Here is a 20,455-nt window from a genome sequence, read left to right on the forward strand (position 1 = left end):
GACAGTGAGTCTCGAGTGGCTGGCCGGCCGAGAGGTACTGGTCGCGGGGTGGGGCATCTCCGCGCGTGCACTCGTCGAGCCGTTGCAGGAACTGGACGCCCAGATCTGCGTCACGAGCGGCAGCGGCCTGGCCGATGCGGCAGGTCGGGGACTGGCGACCGCAACGCCCGACGATCTGCTCGCTTCGGACGCATTGGCTCGCTTCGCGTTGGTGATCACCAGCCCCGGTTGGCCGCCGACGTCACCGTTGCTGGTCGCCGCCGCCGAAGCGGGAATTCCGGTCTGGGGCGACGTCGAGTTCTCCTGGCAGGTGGACCAGGCGGAAATCTACGGTCCGGTCCGGCGCTGGTTGGTTGTGACGGGCACCAACGGCAAGACCACGACGACGGCGATGCTCGCCTCTATTCTGGAAGCCGCGAACATACCCAGCGAAGCCTGCGGGAACATCGGCATACCGATTCTCGAGGCCCTGCGCCGGAGTGAACCACGTGCCGAAGTGCTGGCGGTCGAACTGTCGTCGTTCCAATTGCGTTGGGCGCCTTCGGTACGCCCGGAGGCAGGCGTCGTGCTCAACATCGCCGAGGACCATCTCGACTGGCACGGCGGCATGGAGCCGTACATCGAGGCGAAGGCGCGAGCACTGACCGGAAAGGTCGGCATCGTCGGACTCGACGACGCGAACGCCGCGGCGTTGGGCAAGCGCAAGCGTGGGACGGTGGGCTTTCGGCTGGGCGAACCGGAAGAAGGCGAACTGGGCGTGTGGGGCGGTCAGCTGCTCGACCGCGCGTTCGGCGACGACGAGGTTCTTGCGCCGGTCAGCGAGATCAACCCGCCTGGACCCGCCGGAGTCATGGATGCCCTCGCGGCGGCAGCCCTGGCTCGCTCGATCGGCGTCGCACCGAGCGCGGTCCGCAACGGTTTGCGCAATTTCAGCGTCGGACCGCACCGCGCGACGCTGGTTCGTACGATGGACGGAATCCAATTCGTCGACGATTCCAAGGCGACGAACCCGCACGCCGCACGGTCGTCGATCCTGGCGCACTCGCGTGTGGTCTGGGTCGCTGGCGGATTGCTCAAAGGCGCTTCGGTGGACGAATTGGTGGCCGAGATCGCCGATCGGCTTGTCGGAGTTGTCCTGATCGGGCGTGATGCGAGCGAGTTCGCCCAGGCTTTGGCGCGACACGCGCCGGATGTTCCGGTCGTCCGCGTGGGTGCGGGAGACGATGCTGGGGTGAGCAAAGCACCGACACATCCGGATCCGGACGCAATCATGGCAGCCGCGGTGACGCTTGCGGCACGTTTTGCGTCTTCCGGCGACACTGTGTTGCTTGCTCCCGCCGCAGCATCCCTCGACATGTTCACCGATTACGGCCACCGCGGCGACAGCTTTGCCGACGCCGTCCGCGCGCTCTCCGGCCCCGACGTGGCGCGCCGATGAGTGTCCTCGACTCGGTCCGGGCAACACCCGCCAAACAGGACAAGAGCGTCGTCGCCACCCGTGACTCGAAGCAGCCGCAGCCCCGGACGCGGTTCGGGGCATGGTTGCAGCGTCCACTCGCGTCGTTTCATCTCGTCGTCACGATCGCAACGCTGCTGACCCTGCTCGGTCTGGTCATGGTGCTCTCTGCATCGAGCGTCGAGTCCTACAGCCACGACGGTTCGGCGTACGGGTTGTTCTTCCAGCAGGCGATGTTTGCGCTGCTCGGTCTCGTGCTGTTCTATTTCGCGCTGCGAATGCCCATCCGCGTGCTGCGCAAGCTGTCGTTCCCGGCGTTCGCTGCCTCGGTGCTGGCCCTCGTACTCGTATTGATTCCCGGCATCGGTGTGTGGGTCAACGGCGCGCGTCGCTGGTTCAACATTTTCGGTGTGTCGGTCCAGCCGTCGGAGATAGCGAAGGTGACGCTGGCGCTGTGGGGCGCGCACATTCTCGCGTCGCGCCGGTCCGAGAACGCCAGCCTCAAAGAGATCATCATTCCGTTGGTCCCGGCCGGCGTCGTCGTCTGTGGTCTGGTCGTGTTGCAGCCGAACCTCAGTACGACGATCTCGCTCGGCATCATCCTCGCGGCGCTGTTGTGGTTCGGCGGGCTGCCGGTCAAGTTGTTCGTCACGATCGTCGCCAGTGGCATGGCGATGGCGGTCGTGCTCGCTCTCTCGGTCGGCTATCGCTCGGCTCGTGTCCAGAGCTTCCTGAATCCGAGTCTGGACCCGCAGGGCAAGAACTATCAGGCCAGGCAGGCGATGTATTCCCTTGCCGACGGCGGTATCTGGGGACGCGGGCTCGGGCAGAGTCGCGCGAAATGGAACTATCTGCCGAACTCGCACAACGACTTCATCTTCGCGATCATCGGCGAGGAACTCGGCTTCCTAGGCTGCACGCTGGTGATCGGCCTGTTCGCTTTGTTCGTCTATACCGGTCTGCGTATCGCGATGCGATCGGCCGATCCGTTCTTGCGCCTGCTCACCGCGGCCGCGACATCGTGGATCGTCGCGCAGGCGTTCATCAACATGGGTTACGTCGTTGGCCTCCTTCCCGTCACCGGCCTACAGTTGCCACTGGTGTCCGCCGGCGGATCCTCGCTGGCGATCACATTGCTGATGTTCGGTGTGATCGCAAATGCGGCCAGACACGAGCCTGAAGCGATTGCGGCGTTGCATGCCGGCAAGGACGGGCGGTTCAGCAAATTGCTCCGACTGCCGAAGCCGGAGAAGTACTCGCCGGTGAAAGCGGAGGCTGCCCGAGCCAAGGCAGCCAAGCGCAACGCTGCACGAGCCGCGCAGGCGCGCGCCGCACGGGCAAAAGAAGCTGCTCAGGCGCGGCAGCGGCAGATGCACAAGCAGCGGCAGCTCAGAGAGCAGTCGCAGGGACTCAGGTCGCAGGGACAGCGGCGACGAGCGCCGGAACCACGCCGGCGCGCAGGAGAGCGAGGATTTACCAGGTGAGCGACGAAGCGACGGGTCTGTCGGTAATCGTCGCGGGCGGTGGTACAGCGGGGCACATCGAGCCTGCGCTTGCGGTGGCCGACGCGTTGCATCGGCTGGATCCATCGATCCGGGTGACGGCGCTCGGCACCGCGCGCGGGCTGGAGACGAAGCTTGTTCCTGAGCGGGGTTATCCGCTCGAGTTGATTCCGCCGGTGCCGTTGCCGCGTAAGCCGACCATGGACTTGGCCAAGTTGGCGCCGCGCGTGCGGGCGTCGGTCAAAGCTGCGCGCGAGGTCATCGACCGCGTCGAGGCGGATGTGATCGTGGGTTTCGGCGGTTACGTCGCGCTGCCTGCGTATCTTGCCGCGGGTGCAGGTCCGTCGAAGCGCCGGCGCAAAGTGCCCATCGTGGTTCACGAAGCGAACGCAAAAGCCGGAATTGCCAACAAGATCGGCGCACGGCGGGCCGCACGAGTGCTCGCGGCCGTTCCCGGTTCCGGGATTCACGCCAGGGGCATGTCGGACGCCGAGGTGATCGGGATCCCCGTTCGCTCGTCGATCACCGGTCTCGACCGTGACGCGTTCCGCGGGGGAGCGCGCGCCCACTTCGGTCTACCGGGCGATACCCCAGTGCTGCTGGTCTTCGGTGGCTCGCAGGGCGCCCGCACGTTGAACGAAGCGGTGTCCGGTGCCGCGGAACAGCTTGCCGCCGCAGGCATTTCCGTGCTGCACGCGCACGGACCGAAGAACACGATCACCCTCCCGTCGCCGACGGACGGCGCGCCGTACGTCGCAGTGCCCTACCTGTCGCGGATGGATTTGGCCTACGCCGCTGCCGACGCGGCTATCTGTCGTTCGGGCGCGATGACGGTCGCCGAGGTGTCCGCAGTCGGCCTGCCTGCGATCTATGTGCCGCTACCACACGGCAACGGTGAGCAAGAACTCAACGCCAAACCGATCGTCGCGCAGGGCGGTGGAAGAATCGTCCCCGATGCCGAACTCACGCCGGACTACATCGTGAATCAGGTGATTCCGATGCTGCGCGACCGCGAACGTTTGCTCGTGATGAGTCGCGCGGCGGCTGACGCGGGGCATCGCGACGCGGCTGTCGAGGTCGCCAGAATTGTGTTGGAGGTAGCGCGCGGATGAGTGAAGAGGTGACCGATCTTCCCGCAGACCTGCAACGCGTGCATATGGTCGGAATCGGTGGCGCTGGCATGTCCGGGATCGCCCGGATTCTGCTGTCGCGTGGCGGTCAGGTCTCCGGCTCGGATGCCAAGGAAAGCCGTGGCGTGCTGGCGTTGCGCGCTCGAGGCGCCGTGATTCGAATCGGCCACGACGCAAGTGCGCTCGATCTGCTGCCTGGTGGTCCGACCGTCGTCGTGACAACGCATGCGGCGATACCGAAGGACAATCCGGAGCTGGTCGAGGCCCGTAAGCGCGGCATCCCGGTGATTCTGCGTCCTGAGGTCCTCGCGTCGCTGATGCGCGGGCACCGCACGCTGCTCGTCTCGGGAACGCATGGCAAGACCTCCACCACATCGATGTTGATCGTGGCGCTGCAGCATTGCGGCTTCGATCCGTCGTTCGCGGTCGGCGGCGAGCTCAACGAGGCAGGCACCAACGCTCACCACGGTTCGGGCGATATCTTCGTCGCCGAGGCCGACGAGAGCGACGGCTCGCTGCTGCAATACGTTCCGAACGTCATCGTCGTCACGAATGTCGAATCCGATCACCTGGACCACTTCGGTACCACCGAGGCGTACGTCCAGGTGTTCGACGATTTCGCCGGGCTGCTCGGTCCGGGTGGTGTGCTCGTCGCGTGCATGGACGATCCGGGTTCGGCGGGGTTGGCCGAACGGGTCGCGGCGCGTCAGTTGCCGGGGGTCCGGGTAATCGGTTACGGGTCGTTGCCCGAGAACGGCGAGATACCTGCGACGCGCAATGGCGTCGAGGTCGGCGTGTGGTTGCACAGCTGGGAATCGCGAGATGTGGGCGGTGTGGCCCAATTCCAGCTCGCCGGCGAAACGACTGCGCGAACGTTGCGGCTGTCGGTCCCCGGTAAGCACATGGCGCTGAACGCCCTGGCTGCGCTGCTTGCTGCGCGCGAGGGTGGTGCCGACATCGACGAGATACTCGAAGGCCTTTCCGGCTTCGGCGGTGTCCACCGCCGCTTCCAGTTCACCGGCCGTGAGCAGGGCGTTCGGGTGTTCGACGACTACGCCCACCACCCGACGGAGGTGCGTGCGGTGCTCGGTGCCGCCGCAGAGATCGTCGCCCAGGAGGCGAAGGACGGTGCGCGGTCGCGCCGGGGCAAGGTGATCGTCGTCTTTCAGCCGCACCTCTACAGCCGGACCGCAACGTTCGCGACCGAGTTCGCCAATGCCCTCGACCTCGCCGACGAGGTGGTCGTACTGGACGTCTACGGCGCGCGCGAGGAACCCTTGCCGGGCGTGAACGGCGCGCTCGTTGCCCGGTCCGTCACCAAACCCGTTCATTACCAACCTGATCTGTCTCGGGTCGGTCGGCAGGTTGCCGCTCTGAGTCAGCCCGGCGATGTGGTGATCACCATGGGTGCAGGCGACGTCACGATGCTCGGTAGCCAAATTCTCGACGGGTTGCGGTCGCGTCCGCATCATGGGCGGCGCCGGGCATGAGCGTTGCCAGCGCCCAGCGGTCCAGCCGTCGCCGGACCCCGCGGACGCGCGGCAGTCGCCGTAAGCCCGTCTTGTGGACCCTCGCGGTTCTGATTCTGGTCGTGGCTCTCGTATGTGTCGCGTGGTTCACCCCCGTGCTGTCGGTCCGGAAGATCACAGTCAGCGGTCTCGGTCAGGTCACCGAGGAACAAGTACTCGAGTCGCTCGACATCACGAAGGGCACACCGTTGCTGCGGGTCGATACCGACGCTGCAGCTAAGCGTGTTGCGCAGCTTCCCAAGGTCGCCGAGGTGCGCGTCGAGCGGCACTACCCGTCGTCCGTGCGCGTGTTCGTCACCGAGCGCAAGCCTGCGGTGTTCTTCGATTCGCCGCAGGGGACCCATCTCGTCGATGCCTTGGGCGTCGATTACGCCATCGAGCCGCCGCCGCCGGGTGTCCCGCGCCTCAAGGTCGACAAACCGGCGTTCGACGATCCGTCGACGCAGGCCGCGCTTGCTGTGCTGGCCGCGACACCTGGGCCACTGCGCGTGCAGGTCGGCGAAGTCGTGGCGACATCGATCTCGGCGATTTCGCTCACTCTGCTCGACGGTCGGGTGATCGTGTGGGGGAGCAAAGAGAACTCCGAACGCAAGGCGGCAATCGCATTGCCGCTGCTCGGCCAGCCCGGACGGACGTACGACGTCTCCAGTCCGGACCTCCCGACCGTCCGTTGAGCTCTGCTCGAAGCTGCGCCAACACAATTCGAGTTAAGAAACTGCAACACCGTACGGCGCGCCTGCGTGCGGATCGGTGTGGCGGTGAATAGCGTTTCGCTCTAGTCGAGTACTTGACATAACGTTAAACCTATGGTTGAGGTTTAGGGTTGAGGTTGGAGCTCGATGGATAGTAGGCCACGCCGACCAGGCGAATACATGCTTTGCGATCGAAGGAAGGCGAGAGCCATGACGCCCCCGCATAACTACCTCGCCGTTATCAAGGTCGTCGGTATCGGCGGCGGCGGTGTCAACGCCGTCAACCGGATGATCGAACAAGGACTCAAGGGAGTCGAGTTCATCGCCGTCAACACCGACGCTCAGGCGTTGTTGATGAGCGATGCCGACGTCAAGCTCGACGTCGGTCGTGAACTGACGCGCGGCCTCGGCGCCGGCGCCGACCCCGAAGTCGGCCGTAAGGCCGCAGAAGACCACAAGGACGAGATCGAAGAGGTGCTCAAGGGCGCCGACATGGTCTTCGTCACCGCAGGTGAAGGCGGTGGCACCGGCACCGGTGGCGCGCCGGTCGTCGCCAGCATCGCGCGCAAGCTCGGTGCTCTGACAATCGGTGTCGTGACGCGCCCGTTCTCGTTCGAGGGCAAGCGGCGCGGCGGACAGGCAGAGACGGGCATCGGTTCGCTCCGCGAATCCTGCGACACGTTGATCGTCATCCCCAACGACCGGCTGCTGCAGCTCGGCGACGCCGCCGTGAGCTTGATGGACGCATTCCGGTCCGCCGACGAGGTGCTGCTCAACGGTGTGCAGGGCATCACGGACCTCATCACTACCCCTGGCCTGATCAACGTCGACTTCGCGGACGTCAAGAGTGTGATGTCGGGCGCCGGTAGCGCGTTGATGGGTATCGGCTCCTCGCGTGGCGAAGGTCGCGCGGTGAAAGCGGCTGAGTCCGCGATCAATTCGCCGTTGCTCGAGGCGTCGATGGAAGGTGCACACGGTGTGCTGCTGTCGATCGCAGGTGGCTCCGACCTCGGACTGTTCGAGATCAACGAAGCCGCCTCGCTCGTGCAGGAAGCCGCACACGTCGACGCCAACATCATCTTCGGAACCGTCATCGACGATTCGCTCGGCGACGAGGTCCGCGTGACGGTCATCGCTGCCGGCTTCGACGCTGGAGCGCCTGCACGGCGTCCGGTCGAGGCGCAACCGGCCGCGGCCCGCCGTAACCCGATTGCTTCGGTGGTTCCCGGTGACAGCGGCGCGGACCGCTACGGTCAGCACCATCTCGACCGCGATCGTGACCGGGTACCGGCTCGCGCAGCCGCCAACTCGGCACCTGCACGCGAAGAACTCGACGACGACCTCGACGTTCCTCGCTTCTTGCGGTGAGGACGCGGATCACCCGCCGGGTCGTCACAAGCCGGGCGGGTGGTGTGTCGTTGCCGCCTTACGACTCGTTCAACCTCGGCGACCACGTCGGCGACGACCCAGCAGCTGTCGCGAGCAATCGCGAGCGGCTTGCGCAGCAGATCGGCGTCGCGCCGGACCGCATGGTTTGGATGGAACAAATCCACGGTCGCAACGTCGAAATAGTGACCGGCCCGGTCGACGAGCCCGTGCCCGCGACCGATGCGCTCGTCACCACGGTCCTCGATCTCGCTCTCGTCGTTCTGACGGCGGATTGTGTGCCCATACTGTTGTCCGACGACGAAGCGGGCGTCATTGCTGCAGTGCACGCCGGCCGAATCGGTGCGCGGATCGGGATCGTTCCGCGAGTGCTCGACGTAATGGTCGAGTGCGGCGCCGAGTTGGGCCGCATTCACTCCTTCCTCGGTCCGGCGGCCAGCGGCAGGCAATACGAAGTCCCTGCGCACATGCAGGCCGACGTCGAGAGCCGGCTGCCGGGCAGTGCGACTACGACGGTCCGGGGTACGCCCGGTCTCGACCTCCGCGAAGGCATCCGACGGCAGCTCGTCGCTGCGGGCACAGCCGGTCAGGTCGAGGATCCGCGGTGCACGATCGAGGACCGCACGTTGTTCAGTCACCGGCGAGGCGCGCCGACGGGTAGACAGGCCAGTGTGATCTGGATGCATACCTCCGAAGTGCCATGACCCGGGAGCTCGAACTCGCGGCCTCACTCGACCGCACGCGAGAGCGACTCGCCGCTGCCTGCCGCGCCGCCGGGCGCGACCCCGCGGACGTCATGCTGCTGCCCGTCACCAAGTTCTTTCCGGCTTCGGACGTAGAGATCCTGTATCGCCTCGGGTGTCGGGATTTCGGAGAGTCGCGCGAGCAGGAGGCGTCGGCGAAGGTCGAGCAGATCGACGTGCCGGACCCCATTCGTTGGCACATGATCGGGCGCTTGCAACGCAATAAGGCTCGCTCGGTGGCGCACTGGGCGTACGCGATTCATTCCGTTGACAGCGCACGGCTTGTCGCGGCCCTCGGGACTGCCGTCGAGCGCGAATTCGACGAGGGTGGCCGCCGCGATCCGTTGCGGGTTCTGCTGCAGGTCAGTCTCGACGCGGACCCGGATCGTGGGGGAGTGCTGCCCGACGACATTCCGGCCTTGGCTGAAACTGTCTCCGGCACAGCTCATCTGGAGTTACGAGGGCTGATGGCCATCCCGCCGCTGGGTGCGGACCCCGCTGCGTCCTTCGAGCGTCTCGCCCAGTTGCACACCGAACTCTTGCGGGCGCATCCGGCGGCGACCGAGCTGTCTGCGGGCATGTCGGGTGATCTTGAAATCGCCGTCGAATATGGATCTACCTGCGTGCGTGTCGGTACCGCGTTGTTAGGTACTCGGCCGATAAATTGAACCCCATCAGTCACAACTGAAACATCCCAAGGCGCGCGTCGTGCCAAGGAAAGGTCGATCAATGAGCACCCTGCACAAGTTCAAGGCTTACTTCGGCATGGTTCCGCTCGAGGACTATGAAGACGACTATCTGGACGAGCCCGGTCCGGCGCGACGCCCAGTCCGTACTCGCGAGTCCTACGGCGAGATGGATTACCCCGAGGCTGCACTGCGGCCCGGCTATGCCGCGGCCCGCCGAGAAGAGTTCGACGACGAGCCGGCGTACGAGGCGCCCCGTCGTAGCCCGCGGCTGGAGCCGTTGCCGTCGCGTAGCACCGCAACGATGGCGCGAGGTGCAACCCGAGGCGCTCTCGCCATGGACCAGTCGCTGGAGCAGCGCTCGGAGCCGCGTCGCGCCCCCGTATTCGACGACGGCGGTCCGCTGTCGAAGATCACCACCCTGCGCCCCCGTGACTACGGCGAGGCCCGCACGATCGGCGAGCGCTTCCGCGACGGCACGCCGGTCATCATGGACCTCGTCGAGATGAGCAACGCCGACGCGAAGCGCCTGGTCGACTTCGCCGCGGGACTCGCCTTCGCACTACGTGGCTCGTTCGACAAAGTGGCGACCAAGGTGTTCTTGCTCTCACCGCAGGACGTCGACGTTTCCGCCGAGGAGCGTCGCAGGATTGCCGAAACCAGTTTCTATACGCCCAGCAACTGAAGCCGCCCTTGGCGCGCGGACCGCGCGCCGTTCGGGGGGTTCACGGGCGGCAAAGCCCCTCGTGGGTAGGGTAGAGCTGTGGCAATCTTCGCGGTGATCTACTTCGCCCTCTTCATTTTTTGGCTGTTGCTGATCGGTCGCGTCATTGTCGAGTTCATCCGTTCGTTCGCGCGCGATTGGCACCCGACCGGGGTCGTCGTCGTGATTCTGGAGGGGATCTTCACGATCACGGACCCTCCAGTGAAGCTGCTTCGGCGTCTCATTCCGCCGGTTTCACTTGGCGGGATACGCATCGACCTCTCCATAATGGTTTTATTGTTCATTGTGTTCATCCTGATGTCGGTCGTAGAAAGGTCGGTCTGATGCTGATTGTCGCCAGACTCACGCGACCTACGGGTCAGGTGTGACAGAATGGACGCCAGTTACAGTGTGATGGTTCATCGCCTTGAGAAGTGCGCTATAACTGAATGCTTGCTAGACCGCCAAAAGACGCGTGAAGGGACCCTTCCATGCCGCTGACTCCCGCCGATGTGCACAACGTCGCGTTCAGCAAGCCGCCGATCGGCAAACGTGGCTACAACGAGGACGAGGTAGATGCTTTCCTCGATCTTGTCGAACAGGAGCTGTCGCGCCTGATCGAGGAGAATGCCGACCTGCGTCAGCGAGTTGGCGAACTCGACGCCGAGCTGGCCGACGCCAAGAAGGGTCGTGGCAGCAGTAAGGCCGCTGCTCCGGCGCCTGTCGCTGCGCCGGTACAGACTGCGAAGGCCCCGCCGGCCCCCGCACCTGCCGCTCCTGCTCCGATCGCGTCCGCAGCTCCGGCTGCGCCGAAGACCGGTGATGCGAGCATGCAGGCCGCCAAGGTCCTCGGTCTCGCTCAGGAAATGGCCGATCGCCTCACCGGCGATGCGAAGGCGGAGTCGGAGCAGCTGCTCACGAACGCTCGCACCAATTCCGAGCGCCTGGTCACCGACGCCCGTTCGCGGTCGGAGGCGATGATCGCCGATGCGCGCCAGAAGTCGGAGGCTCTGCTCTCCGATGCGCAGACTCGGTCCGAGACGCAGCTTCGCCAGGCAAAAGAGAAGGCCGACGCACTGCAGGCCGATGCCGAGCGCAAGCACACCGAGATCATGGCGACGATCAACCAGCAGCGCACGGTCCTCGAAGGCCGAATCGAGCAGTTGAAGACGTTCGAGCGCGAGTACCGCGTGCGCCTGAAGTCGTACCTGGAGAGCCAGCTCGAAGAGCTCGACAATCGTGGATCGGCAATTCCGGTCGACGGTGGCGATGCCTTCGCGGACGCTCCGTCGAGCAACCACAGCATGGCTTCGTTCGCCAAGGGCAGCAAGTAGTCATCAGACCGGCGAAGCGACGAGGGACGCTGTTGTCCCGCTCGGGTAGAGGTGCGCTGTGCTTGTCCTGACGTTGGTGCTGGCAGCAGTCGGGTTCGGCATGCTGGTGGTGTCCCTGATGACCGGCTCGGTCCTGTGGGCATGGCTCTGCATCGTTGCCTGTGTGATCGGTGCGGTCCTGCTGCTGGCCAGTGGTCTGTCCGCCCGCAATAGACCGGTCGAGCGCGGTGAGCGCAGCGTCGGCGGGCATGCGGCAGTCGAGGACGACGCCGACGAGGCTGAGGTTGTCGACAGCGATGTAGTCGACGGGACGGAAGAGAAGACTCCGCAGCGCCGTGGACGGCACGAAAAGCCGTAGCGGCGCAGCGGTACGATGTGATCGGCGTTGATCCGGCAATCACCGGGGAGCTTTCGGAAGAACCGCGGATTTCCGCTCAGTCGGATTTTTGCTCAGTAGAACCGAACGGGTGAGCCCGATACAGCTCGTAGAGAGGTTCCGGTCACGGCGTGGCCGGCGCAAGCGGGGTGGTACCGCGGTTGCAGCGCAACGGGCGTTGCGGTCGTCCCCGTGCCCGTAAAGGCACGAGGAGCACGACTGTGTCCGCAGAAGAGACGTCTCAGACAGAGACGTCCGAAAGTACCCCCGCCTATCCGCGCGTCGATCTAGGCGGCGGCACCACGTCTTCCAACGTGGCATTCGCCGAACTCGAGGCGCGAGTGCTTGCCGATTGGGAGGCAAACGGCACATTTCGCGCAAGCGTCGCGGCCCGCGCTGATGACGAAGAGTTCGTCTTCTACGACGGACCTCCATTTGCCAACGGTTTGCCGCACTACGGCCACCTGTTGACCGGGTATGTCAAGGACCTGATCCCGCGGTACAAGACGATGCGGGGTTACAAGGTCGAGCGCCGATTCGGTTGGGACTGTCACGGCCTGCCCGCCGAGCTCGAGGCCGAGAAGCAACTCGGGATCACCGACAAGTCGCAGATCGACGCCATGGGCCTGGCCGAGTTCAATGCGGCCTGCCGGACATCGGTGCTGCAGTACACCAACGAGTGGCGCAACTACGTCACGCGGCAGGCGCGTTGGGTCGACTTCGACAACGACTACAAGACCCTCGACATCGACTTCATGGAGTCGGTCATGTGGGCCTTCAAACAGTTGTGGGAGAAGGGCCTGATCTATCAGGGCTTCCGCGTGCTGCCGTACAGCTGGTACGAGCAGACGCCGCTGTCGAATCAGGAAACCAAGCTCGACGACGCCTACAAAATGCGCCAGGACCCAGCCCTGACCGTCGACATGCCGCTCGTCGCACCCGATTCGGTGCTCGACGGCGCCAACGCCCTGATCTGGACGACGACGCCGTGGACGCTGCCGTCGAACCTCGCGGTTGCCGTCCACCCGGAATTCGATTACGTCCAGGTGCAGGCGTCCGACGGAAAGCGCTATGTCCTCGCCAAGGAGCGGATCGGGCACTACGCCCGTGAACTCGGTGCCGAGCCAGAAGTGTTGTCCGAGCACAAGGGTGCCGACCTCGTCGGCCTGAGCTACGAGCCGCCGTTCGACTTCTTCACCGGCCGTCCCAACGCGCATCGCGTGCTTGCTGCCGAGTATGTGACCACCGATTCCGGTACCGGCATCGTCCACCTCGCGCCCGCATTCGGCGAGGAGGACATGGATGTTGCGTCGGCGAACGGTATCGAGCTGGTCCAGCCGCTGGACCAAGGTGGCCGCTTCACGTCGATGGTCCCGCCGTACGAGGGCCTCATGGTGTTCGACGCGAATCCGGTCATCATCAAGGACCTCAAGGCCGCAGGAAAAGTGTTGCGGCACGAAACGATCGAGCACTCCTACCCGCACAGCTGGCGGTCCGGGCAGCCGCTGATCTACATGGCGGTGCCGTCGTGGTTCGTCGCTGTCACCAAGATCCGCGATCGCATGGTCGAGCTGAACCAGGAGATCACCTGGGTCCCCGAGCACATCCGCGACGGCCAGTTCGGCAAGTGGCTCGAAGGTGCGCGCGACTGGAATATCAGCCGAAACCGGTACTGGGGCAGTCCGATCCCGGTCTGGCTGTCCGATGATCCTGCGTACCCCAGGGTCGACGTCTACGGGTCGCTCGACGAACTGGAGCGCGACTTCGGCGTTCGTCCGACCGACCTGCATCGCCCGATGATCGACGAACTGACCCGGCCGAACCCCGACGACCCGACCGGGAATTCGACGATGCGCCGGGCGCCCGAGGTCTTGGACTGCTGGTTCGAATCAGGGTCGATGCCGTATGCCCAGGTGCACTACCCATTCGAGAATCGTGAGTGGTTCGACGGAACGAGTGCAGCCGCTGGGCATTTCCCAGGTGACTTCATCGTCGAGTACAACGGTCAGACGCGTGGGTGGTTCTACAACCTGCATGTGCTGTCGACGGCGTTGTTCGACCGGCCGGCGTTCAAAAACGTTGTTGCTCATGGCATCGTCCTTGGCGACGACGGTTTGAAGATGAGCAAGTCGAAGGGCAACTACCCGAACGTCAACGAGGTCTTCGACCGCGATGGCTCCGACGCGATGCGCTGGTTCCTGATGGCGTCACCGATCTTGCGCGGTGGCAACCTTGTGGTCACCGAGCGCGGCATCCGCGAAGGTGCCAGCCATGCGCTGCGCCCGCTGTGGAACGCGTGGACCTTCCTGCAGCTCTACGCGCCCAAAGCTGGTGTGTGGCGAACGGATTCACCGCACGTGCTCGACCGCTACGTGCTCGCAAAGCTCGCCGCGTGCCGGGACGGGATGACGAATGCGCTCGACGTCTATGACATCGCGGGCGCGTGCGACGAATTGCGGGCGTTCAGTGACGCTCTCACCAACTGGTACGTACGCCGGTCGCGGCAACGGTTCTGGGACGAGGATCGCGATGCGATCGACACGCTCCACACGGTCCTCGAGGTTGTCACCCGGTTGGCCGCGCCGTTGCTGCCGCTGATCACCGAGGTGATCTGGCGGGGACTGACCGGCGGTGTATCCGTGCACCTGGCCGACTGGCCCGAAGAGGGCTCGCTGCCGGCGGATCCCGAGTTGGTCGCGGCGATGGACGAGGTCCGTACGGTGTGCTCGACGATCCTCAGCTTGCGGAAGGCTCAGAACCTTCGGGTCCGGCTGCCGTTGGCCGAGGTCACCGTTGCTGCCGATGATGCCGAGCGGCTGGCGCCGTTCACCGACATCATCGCCGACGAGGTGAACGTCAAGAAGGTCGATCTCACTACCGACGTCGACGTGCACGGCCGCTTCGAATTGGTCGTCAATGCGCGTGCAGCAGGTCCGCGGATCGGCAAGGACGTGCAGGCCGTGATCAAGGCGGTCAAGGCAGGGGAGTGGTCCGAGGATGCCGACGGCGTGGTCCGTGCTGCCGGAATCGCGTTGCTGCCCGAGGAGTACACCCAGCGCTTGGTCGCAGCAGAGCCGGAATCGACTGCCGCACTGCCGGGTAACGCGGGCCTGGTCGTTCTGAACTCGATCGTCACGGAGGAACTGGAAGCCGAAGGTTGGGCACGTGACTTGATCCGCGAGCTACAAGACGCGCGAAAGTCGTTGGGTCTGGACGTGTCCGACCGGATTCGGGTCGTACTTTCGGTGCCCGAGGAGTTCCAGCGTTGGGCCCACACGCATCTCGACTTGATCGCCGGCGAGATCCTCGCTGTCGCCATCGAACTGGGTGGCCTTGGTCCCGATGCGCTCGATGTCGGCGTCGGAACGAAAGCGAAGATCGAAAAGGCCTGACAAACAGCGAACTGCCCCGACCTCTTCACGAGGCGGGGCAGTTTCGTTGAGCGACTTTGGGCTTTAGGACATGCCGGTGAAGATGGCCGCGAAGAGGTTGATGAGGGTGGAGAAGAAGCCGGTGCCTGCGACGTCGTTGAGCATGTTGTATCTCCTTTTGTTTTCAGTTCGGCGGTCCGAACTAGCTTGAGTGGAAGCTCGTTGGCCTCACAAGTAATATTTAGCCACATCAGTCACATCTGACACACCCCTTTCAAGTCGCGATGCAGTAACAAGTTGGCTCGGTTTCATCACGGCCCACCCACCCTCGTGAGTCTTTTAGGAGTCCAGGGACTCCAAAAAGACTCACGAGGCGTAGGTGGCTCCTCGCGGGCGTCCGCGGGGCTCACTGCGTTCGACTACGCCTAGAATGCATGACTTGCCGCACGCCTATTTGTCTCACGCATACGCAATTGCCTTTGCGGCGAACAAAATGCCGTGCGCCGGCTGTCGGGCGGCGCGCGTAGCGTCGCCCGTATGAGCACGAGCAAGGATGCGGTGGCCTACATCCTCGAGCAGTTGGAGCCGCTGGATGTGCGGGCGCGGGCGATGTTCGGCGAGTTCGCGTTGTATTGCGACGACAAGGTCGTCGGATTCGTCTGCGACGACACACTATTGGTCAAGCCGACCCCCGTCGCGGAAGAGTTCGGCGGCGATCTGCCCATGATCGAGCCGTATCCAGAGGCGAAGGAGTACTACGGCGTCCCGACGGACCGGCTTACCGATACCGAGTGGCTGCACTCGTTCATTCAGGCAACGGCGGACATCCTCCCGAAGCCGAAACCAAAAGCGCCCAAGAAGAAGCGTTAGGGCGCGAGTGCCTCGAGCACCTCGTGTGCGCGGCGCATCGATGCTGCGGGGTCGGCGTCGGGATTGCCGATCTCGGGGTCGAAGTTGAGTTCGAGGAACGTCTCCGTGATGCCTTGGGCGGCAATGGTGTCCAGATCGGCGCGGACCTCGTCCAAGGTGCCCGTCAGCGGACCGCCACGCTCGACGTTGGGAAGCACGCCGCGGACGACGAAGCGCAACGACTGAGGATCGCGACCGGCAGTGACGGCGGCGTCCTTGATCTGCGTGACCGGCTCAGCGAGCGTGGTCAGATCGGCACGGCTGCTGCTGATCCAGCCGTCGGCGATGCGGCCGATCCGGGCGAGGGCGGCCGGAGCCGCGCCCCCGAGTAGGAGCGGCGGGTGTGGCTGCTGGACCGGCTTGGGCAGCACTGTCGAGGGTGGGACTTGGTAGAACTCGCCGTCGAACGACACGGGGTCGGGGCCCCACAGCGCGCGCAGGCACGCGACGTATTCGACGGCGCGAGCACCTCGCCGTTCGTACGGCGCGCCCGCGGCGGTGAATTCTTCTGGCGCCCAACCTAATCCGAGACCAGCGTCGAGGCGCCCCTCGGACAGCACATCCAGGGTCGCCAACTGCTTGGCCAGCAGGACAGGCGGCTGAAACGGAACGTTGACGATCGCAGTGCCGAGCCGAATCCGCTCGGTCACCGCCGCGGCGAAGCCCAGGACCGTCACCGGATCGAGCACGCTCGCGTACACCGACGACAGACCGGTACCGCTCGGATAGAGCAGACGCTGAAAGGTCCACAATGACGAGTAGCCAAGTTCGTCTGCGCGTTTCGCGATCTCGACAACATTGCGGGGAGTGGCCCAGGATCCCGACACGGGCAGGGCGAAACCGATGTCCATACCCACTACTGTGCGCGAGTTTTACCTGCGGGCGGGTAAAACACGCGCACGGGGTCCGATAGCGTCGCACTATGACGCGTAGCCGTCGATGGGTTCTGCACCTCGACATGGATGCGTTCTTCGCCTCCGTCGAGCAACTGACCCGTCCTACGCTGCGCAATCGGCCGGTGTTGGTAGGCGGGGCGGGTGGCCGCGGCGTCGTCGCAGGAGCCAGCTACGAGGCAAGGATATTCGGCGCCAGGTCGGCGATGCCGATGCATCAAGCGCGTCGGTTGGTCGGCTCGACCGCGGTGGTGCTGCCGCCCCGGCACGTGGTGTACTCGGCGGTCAGCAAGCAGGTCTTCGACGCGCTGCGCCACCGCATGCCCATTCTCGAGCAGCTGTCGCTCGACGAGGCGTTCGGCGAGCCGGTCGAGCTGGCGGGCGCGACGGCGGAGGAAGTCCAGGAGTTTTGCGAAGGCCTTCGCACACTGGTACGGACCGAGACCGGCCTCGTCGCGTCCATCGGTGCGGGCGCGGGGAAGCAGGTCGCGAAAATCGCGTCCGGACTGGCAAAGCCGGACGGTGTCAGAGTGGTGACGCCGGACGAACAAGACGCTCTTATGGGCGCTCTGCCGGTCCGCAAGCTGTGGGGGATCGGTCCGGTCGCCGACGCGAAACTCCGCAAACTCGGTGTCGAGACCATCGGTGGATTTGCGGCGCTTCCGCAGTCGGAGGTGGCGTCGATTCTCGGCGCCACAGTCGGGCCCGCTTTGCATCGGCTCGCCCGGGGCATCGACGACCGCACGGTGGCCGAACGAGCGGAGGCCAAACAAATCAGCGCCGAGACCACGTTCGCGATCGATATCGTCACCCTCGCCCACCTACGGACCGCGGTGGAATCGATCGCGGCAGCCGCGCATCGGCGGTTGCTTCGCGACGGGCGCGCGGCTCGCACGGTCGTGTTGAAGCTGAAGAAGTCCGATATGACGATCGTGACGAGGTCGGTCACGTTGCCGTATGCCACCGCGGACCTCGCCACGCTGACCGGTGCAGCACAACGATCGGTGCTCGACCCGCTCGAAATAGGGCCGATCCGACTGGTCGGCGTCGGCTACGGCGGACTGTCGACCGTCCGCCAGGGGTCGCTGTTTCCCGAGCTCGACCAAGGCGAACACCCCGACCCTGTCACTGACGAATCCGGCGACGACGCGGTCCAGGAAGCCGAGCCAAATGCCCCGGATTGGCATCCGGGAATCGACGTCAGCCATCCCGACTACGGCCACGGCTGGGTGCAAGGAGCAGGTCACGGAGTGGTCACGGTGCGGTTCGAGACGCGCTCTACCGGGCCGGGTGTGGCGCACACTTTCCCCGCCGGCGATCCGCTGCTAGCCAGGGCCGATCCACTCGAAAGCCTTAACTGACGGTAGCCTTGGGGACTCGAGCACATCGGCCGACCACGCCTGCACTGACATAGTGGACAACAAGAAGTACGCATCCGAAAGCAAAGGACGGGCAGTTGAAGTTTCGAAAGACCAGCCGCATCCTGATCGCTGGTATGGCGATCATGACTGCACTCTCGATCACCGCTTGTAGCGACGACAGCAACAAGCCGGCGGCGAAGTCCACGTCCACCACAACCGCCGTGGCAACCCGCGCAGCGAACCTGCCGCCGCAGCCGACGCCGGAGGAGCTCAACGCGCAGTTCCAAACCGCGATCGACCCGAATGTCCCGGCAGCAGAGAAAGCCGACATGATCCAGGGAGGCGCGGACGAGGCGTTGATCACGAAGTTCGTCGATCTCGCCAAGTCGACGGGGGCAACCTTGTCGATCACCAAGGTCGAGCCGTACGGCATGGACGAACTCCTCGCGACTGCGTCGTTCTCGATCAACGGCCAGCCGGGTGAACTGCAGCCGGTCTTCGTCGCCGAGAATGGCAAGTGGAAGCTCAAGAAGCAGTGGGTCTGCGACTCGCTGGGTGCAATCGATCCCAACTCGGTTCCCGCTTCCTGCAAGTAAATTCTTCGCAAGTAACGCGCGGCCGGCACCGATTTCGGTGCCGGCCGTTGGCGTTTCAGCCGGATGCGTGGCGCAGTCGATCGACTTGCTTGGTCGCCAAACCGGTCAGCACGCCGGCGTCGATAGGCGCCCGGCCCGTCGCGGTCAGCTGTACGACCGTCGAGCCGACGACAGCGACGATTACGTCGGTCGTCAGCGTGATGCCCATGCTCTCGGTCAGGACGCGAAACGCGGTCGACGCGTCCCCGACGGTTGGCAGGTCGGTTCCCCCGATTCGATAGTCGATGGCAACACCGTCGGCGTCGGTCCCTGTGTAGTGCGTGCACTGACCGATCAGCTCTTGTACGCGCGAAAACGCTGCTGCCACGTCGACATAGCTGGCAGCGTCGACGTCGATGCTGTTGTATCCCGGACCGCCGAACCGCGCGCTCGCGTTCGCCGCCGAGCCGGTTTGTTGCTGTGAAATAGGCGACAGCACCACGGCACAGCGCGCGGGATCGGTACTCGATTTATCGGGGTTGTCGGCGCCGGGTCCGGCGGGCGCTTCGGTCGGCAGGTCGACGAGTTGTGAGAAACCCGGCGGCAGCTCGGCAGCGGTCAACAATGCCGCGCGAATCGCGGCGGGGTCGGTGATCGGTGGGGCTGACGGCGTCGACGGTGCCGCAACCGACGGCTTGACGTCCGGCAGCGCGGACTTGTCGGAATCCGAGGAACAGCCGGCTACCGCCAGGGCGACCACAATGGGAACCAGGCTCGTGGGCACACGCACGCGCTCAGCCACCCCACTTGACCGAATTGGCGGTGGTCTGGCGCAGCCGGGACTTGGTTGCAGGGTCGGAGTAGGTCTGTTCGCCGCCGACGGTGATCGAACCGCCTACGGGCAGCGGCATGCCGAGATCGATGATCACAGTGCCGGTGCCGTGCATGACGTAGTCGTCGATTTTGAGCATGCCCGCGCCGTTCGGCAGATTCCAGGTCGCCGTGCTCGGGACCTGCCGCACGTCGAGTGCGACCGTCAGCAAGTCGCCGTCGCGCTCGGTGAGGGTCGCTGTCGTCACCTGGTCGAGCGACACACCGCCCGAAACATGTTGGCGCATCGTCCAGATCGCGCCTATCCCGATCGCGGTCTCGGGGAATGTGACCGACGTGTAGACCGCTTGATAGAAGGCTTGCTCGATCGCCGAGCGAGCCGAATCGGCGGCTTCACCGGCAGGACTGATTCGCAGCGCAGTGACCGCGCCGCCTGCCGCCAACGTCAGACCGAGCTGGGAGCCCTCGGCAGGGTGCAGGTCGATCGCCAGCTGGGCGTCCGGGGTGGTCACCTTACCGAGCGTGATGTCGACGCCCTTGTCGTCGGTCGTCGCGGTGAGCGGAATGGTCAGTGCCGGGCCCGACAGGTCCTGGTCTGCTTGGTCGTTGATCCGCTGACGAACCATCGTCGTCGTCATGAGCGTCACAGCCTGCCGTACGCCGGGCGTGCGACGGGGTCCGAGCACCTCGGCCGGATCCTCGCCTGCGTCGACGACCGTGATCGCGACAGGCGAGATCGGCACGGTTACTTCCTTCGGCGCTTCCGCAGCGACCGCGCCGGGATCAGCGGTATTGGACTCGGGTTCGTCCGAGCAACCGCTGACAAAGGAAGTAAAACTCAAAGCCGCGGCCAGCACGAACATGCTGGACCGGACCGGGTACGACAACACCGTCACGCACCCAGGCTACGTGGTAGGGGATGATTGCCTGGTGAGCGACGATCGACGAACCGACGACGACGTGTCGGCAACTACGGCG

Annotated in this window: 19 protein-coding genes; 16 read left to right on the forward strand and 3 right to left on the reverse strand. The window is 64.9% G+C overall.

Annotated features, from left to right (window positions below):
- Positions 1–4 precede the first annotated feature (4 nt).
- The 14 genes from murD (at position 5) to FGL95_RS07695 (ending at position 15,778) form a co-directional block, all read left to right on the forward strand.
- A complete protein-coding gene (gene murD / locus FGL95_RS07630) occupies positions 5–1,438 on the forward strand; it encodes a UDP-N-acetylmuramoyl-L-alanine--D-glutamate ligase (RefSeq protein WP_338079750.1) in 1,434 nt (477 codons plus the stop codon).
- Positions 1,435–2,940, forward strand: a complete 1,506-nt coding sequence (gene ftsW, locus FGL95_RS07635) for a putative lipid II flippase FtsW (protein WP_169585607.1) — start codon at positions 1,435–1,437, stop codon at positions 2,938–2,940. The genes murD and ftsW overlap by 4 nt, the downstream gene beginning before the upstream one ends.
- Positions 2,937–4,070: an undecaprenyldiphospho-muramoylpentapeptide beta-N-acetylglucosaminyltransferase gene (gene murG, locus FGL95_RS07640; RefSeq protein ID WP_169585608.1), complete on the forward strand. Its 1,134-nt coding sequence runs from the start codon at positions 2,937–2,939 to the stop codon at positions 4,068–4,070. The genes ftsW and murG overlap by 4 nt, the downstream gene beginning before the upstream one ends.
- A gap of 8 nt (positions 4,071–4,078) precedes the next feature.
- Positions 4,079–5,578, forward strand: coding sequence for a UDP-N-acetylmuramate--L-alanine ligase (murC, locus tag FGL95_RS07645; protein ID WP_338079780.1), 1,500 nt, complete (start codon positions 4,079–4,081; stop codon positions 5,576–5,578).
- Positions 5,575–6,291: a cell division protein FtsQ/DivIB gene (locus FGL95_RS07650; RefSeq protein ID WP_169585610.1), complete on the forward strand. Its 717-nt coding sequence runs from the start codon at positions 5,575–5,577 to the stop codon at positions 6,289–6,291. Before murC ends, FGL95_RS07650 begins: the two co-directional genes overlap by 4 nt.
- Positions 6,292–6,519: 228 nt before the next feature.
- The gene (gene ftsZ / locus FGL95_RS07655) at positions 6,520–7,677 is read left to right on the forward strand and encodes a cell division protein FtsZ (protein ID WP_169585611.1); all 1,158 of its coding nucleotides are present in this window, start codon (positions 6,520–6,522) and stop codon (positions 7,675–7,677) included.
- Entirely contained in the window at positions 7,674–8,399 is a 726-nt protein-coding gene (gene pgeF / locus FGL95_RS07660; RefSeq protein ID WP_169585612.1) for a peptidoglycan editing factor PgeF, read from the forward strand. The genes ftsZ and pgeF overlap by 4 nt, the downstream gene beginning before the upstream one ends.
- Positions 8,396–9,106, forward strand: a complete 711-nt coding sequence (locus tag FGL95_RS07665) for a YggS family pyridoxal phosphate-dependent enzyme (RefSeq protein WP_169585613.1) — start codon at positions 8,396–8,398, stop codon at positions 9,104–9,106. Before pgeF ends, FGL95_RS07665 begins: the two co-directional genes overlap by 4 nt.
- A 61-nt stretch (positions 9,107–9,167) precedes the next feature.
- Positions 9,168–9,809 (forward strand): cell division protein SepF, encoded by a 642-nt coding sequence (locus tag FGL95_RS07670; protein WP_169585614.1) that lies wholly within the window; start codon positions 9,168–9,170, stop codon positions 9,807–9,809.
- A 78-nt stretch (positions 9,810–9,887) separates the two neighbouring features.
- Positions 9,888–10,172, forward strand: coding sequence for a YggT family protein (locus FGL95_RS07675; protein ID WP_169585615.1), 285 nt, complete (start codon positions 9,888–9,890; stop codon positions 10,170–10,172).
- 146 nt (positions 10,173–10,318) lie between these two features.
- A complete protein-coding gene (wag31, locus tag FGL95_RS07680) occupies positions 10,319–11,161 on the forward strand; it encodes a DivIVA-like cell division protein Wag31 (protein WP_169585616.1) in 843 nt (280 codons plus the stop codon).
- Positions 11,162–11,219: 58 nt separating this feature from the next.
- Entirely contained in the window at positions 11,220–11,519 is a 300-nt protein-coding gene (locus FGL95_RS07685; protein WP_169585272.1) for a hypothetical protein, read from the forward strand.
- Between the two features lie 239 nt (positions 11,520–11,758).
- Positions 11,759–14,929 (forward strand): isoleucine--tRNA ligase, encoded by a 3,171-nt coding sequence (gene ileS / locus FGL95_RS07690; protein WP_169585617.1) that lies wholly within the window; start codon positions 11,759–11,761, stop codon positions 14,927–14,929.
- Positions 14,930–15,445: 516 nt separating this feature from the next.
- Positions 15,446–15,778, forward strand: coding sequence for a TfoX/Sxy family protein (locus tag FGL95_RS07695; protein ID WP_169585618.1), 333 nt, complete (start codon positions 15,446–15,448; stop codon positions 15,776–15,778).
- Here the strand turns inward: FGL95_RS07695 and FGL95_RS07700 are convergent.
- Positions 15,775–16,668 carry a TIGR03619 family F420-dependent LLM class oxidoreductase gene (locus FGL95_RS07700; RefSeq protein ID WP_169585619.1) on the reverse strand — a complete coding sequence of 298 codons (894 nt, stop codon included), beginning with the start codon at positions 16,666–16,668 and terminating at the stop codon, positions 15,775–15,777. The genes FGL95_RS07695 and FGL95_RS07700 overlap by 4 nt on opposite strands.
- 71 nt (positions 16,669–16,739) lie before the next feature.
- Here FGL95_RS07700 and FGL95_RS07705 point away from each other — a divergent pair, with 71 nt between their 5' ends.
- Complete coding sequence (locus FGL95_RS07705; RefSeq protein ID WP_169585620.1) at positions 16,740–18,071, forward strand: DNA polymerase IV; 1,332 nt, start codon at positions 16,740–16,742, stop codon at positions 18,069–18,071.
- A gap of 95 nt (positions 18,072–18,166) precedes the next feature.
- Positions 18,167–18,667 (forward strand): WKL family lipoprotein, encoded by a 501-nt coding sequence (locus tag FGL95_RS07710; RefSeq protein ID WP_169585621.1) that lies wholly within the window; start codon positions 18,167–18,169, stop codon positions 18,665–18,667.
- A 55-nt stretch (positions 18,668–18,722) separates the two neighbouring features.
- Here the strand turns inward: FGL95_RS07710 and FGL95_RS07715 are convergent, their stop codons facing one another.
- Together FGL95_RS07715 and FGL95_RS07720 are read right to left on the reverse strand one after the other, a co-directional pair.
- The gene (locus FGL95_RS07715) at positions 18,723–19,436 is read right to left on the reverse strand and encodes a sensor domain-containing protein (RefSeq protein WP_169585622.1); all 714 of its coding nucleotides are present in this window, start codon (positions 19,434–19,436) and stop codon (positions 18,723–18,725) included.
- A 4-nt stretch (positions 19,437–19,440) separates the two neighbouring features.
- Positions 19,441–20,373: a hypothetical protein gene (locus FGL95_RS07720; RefSeq protein WP_420838026.1), complete on the reverse strand. Its 933-nt coding sequence runs from the start codon at positions 20,371–20,373 to the stop codon at positions 19,441–19,443.
- Between the last annotated feature and the right edge of the window lie 82 nt (positions 20,374–20,455).

The sequence above is a fragment of the Antrihabitans stalactiti genome (assembly GCF_012932915.1).
GTDB classification, from domain to species: domain Bacteria; phylum Actinomycetota; class Actinomycetes; order Mycobacteriales; family Mycobacteriaceae; genus Antrihabitans; species Antrihabitans stalactiti.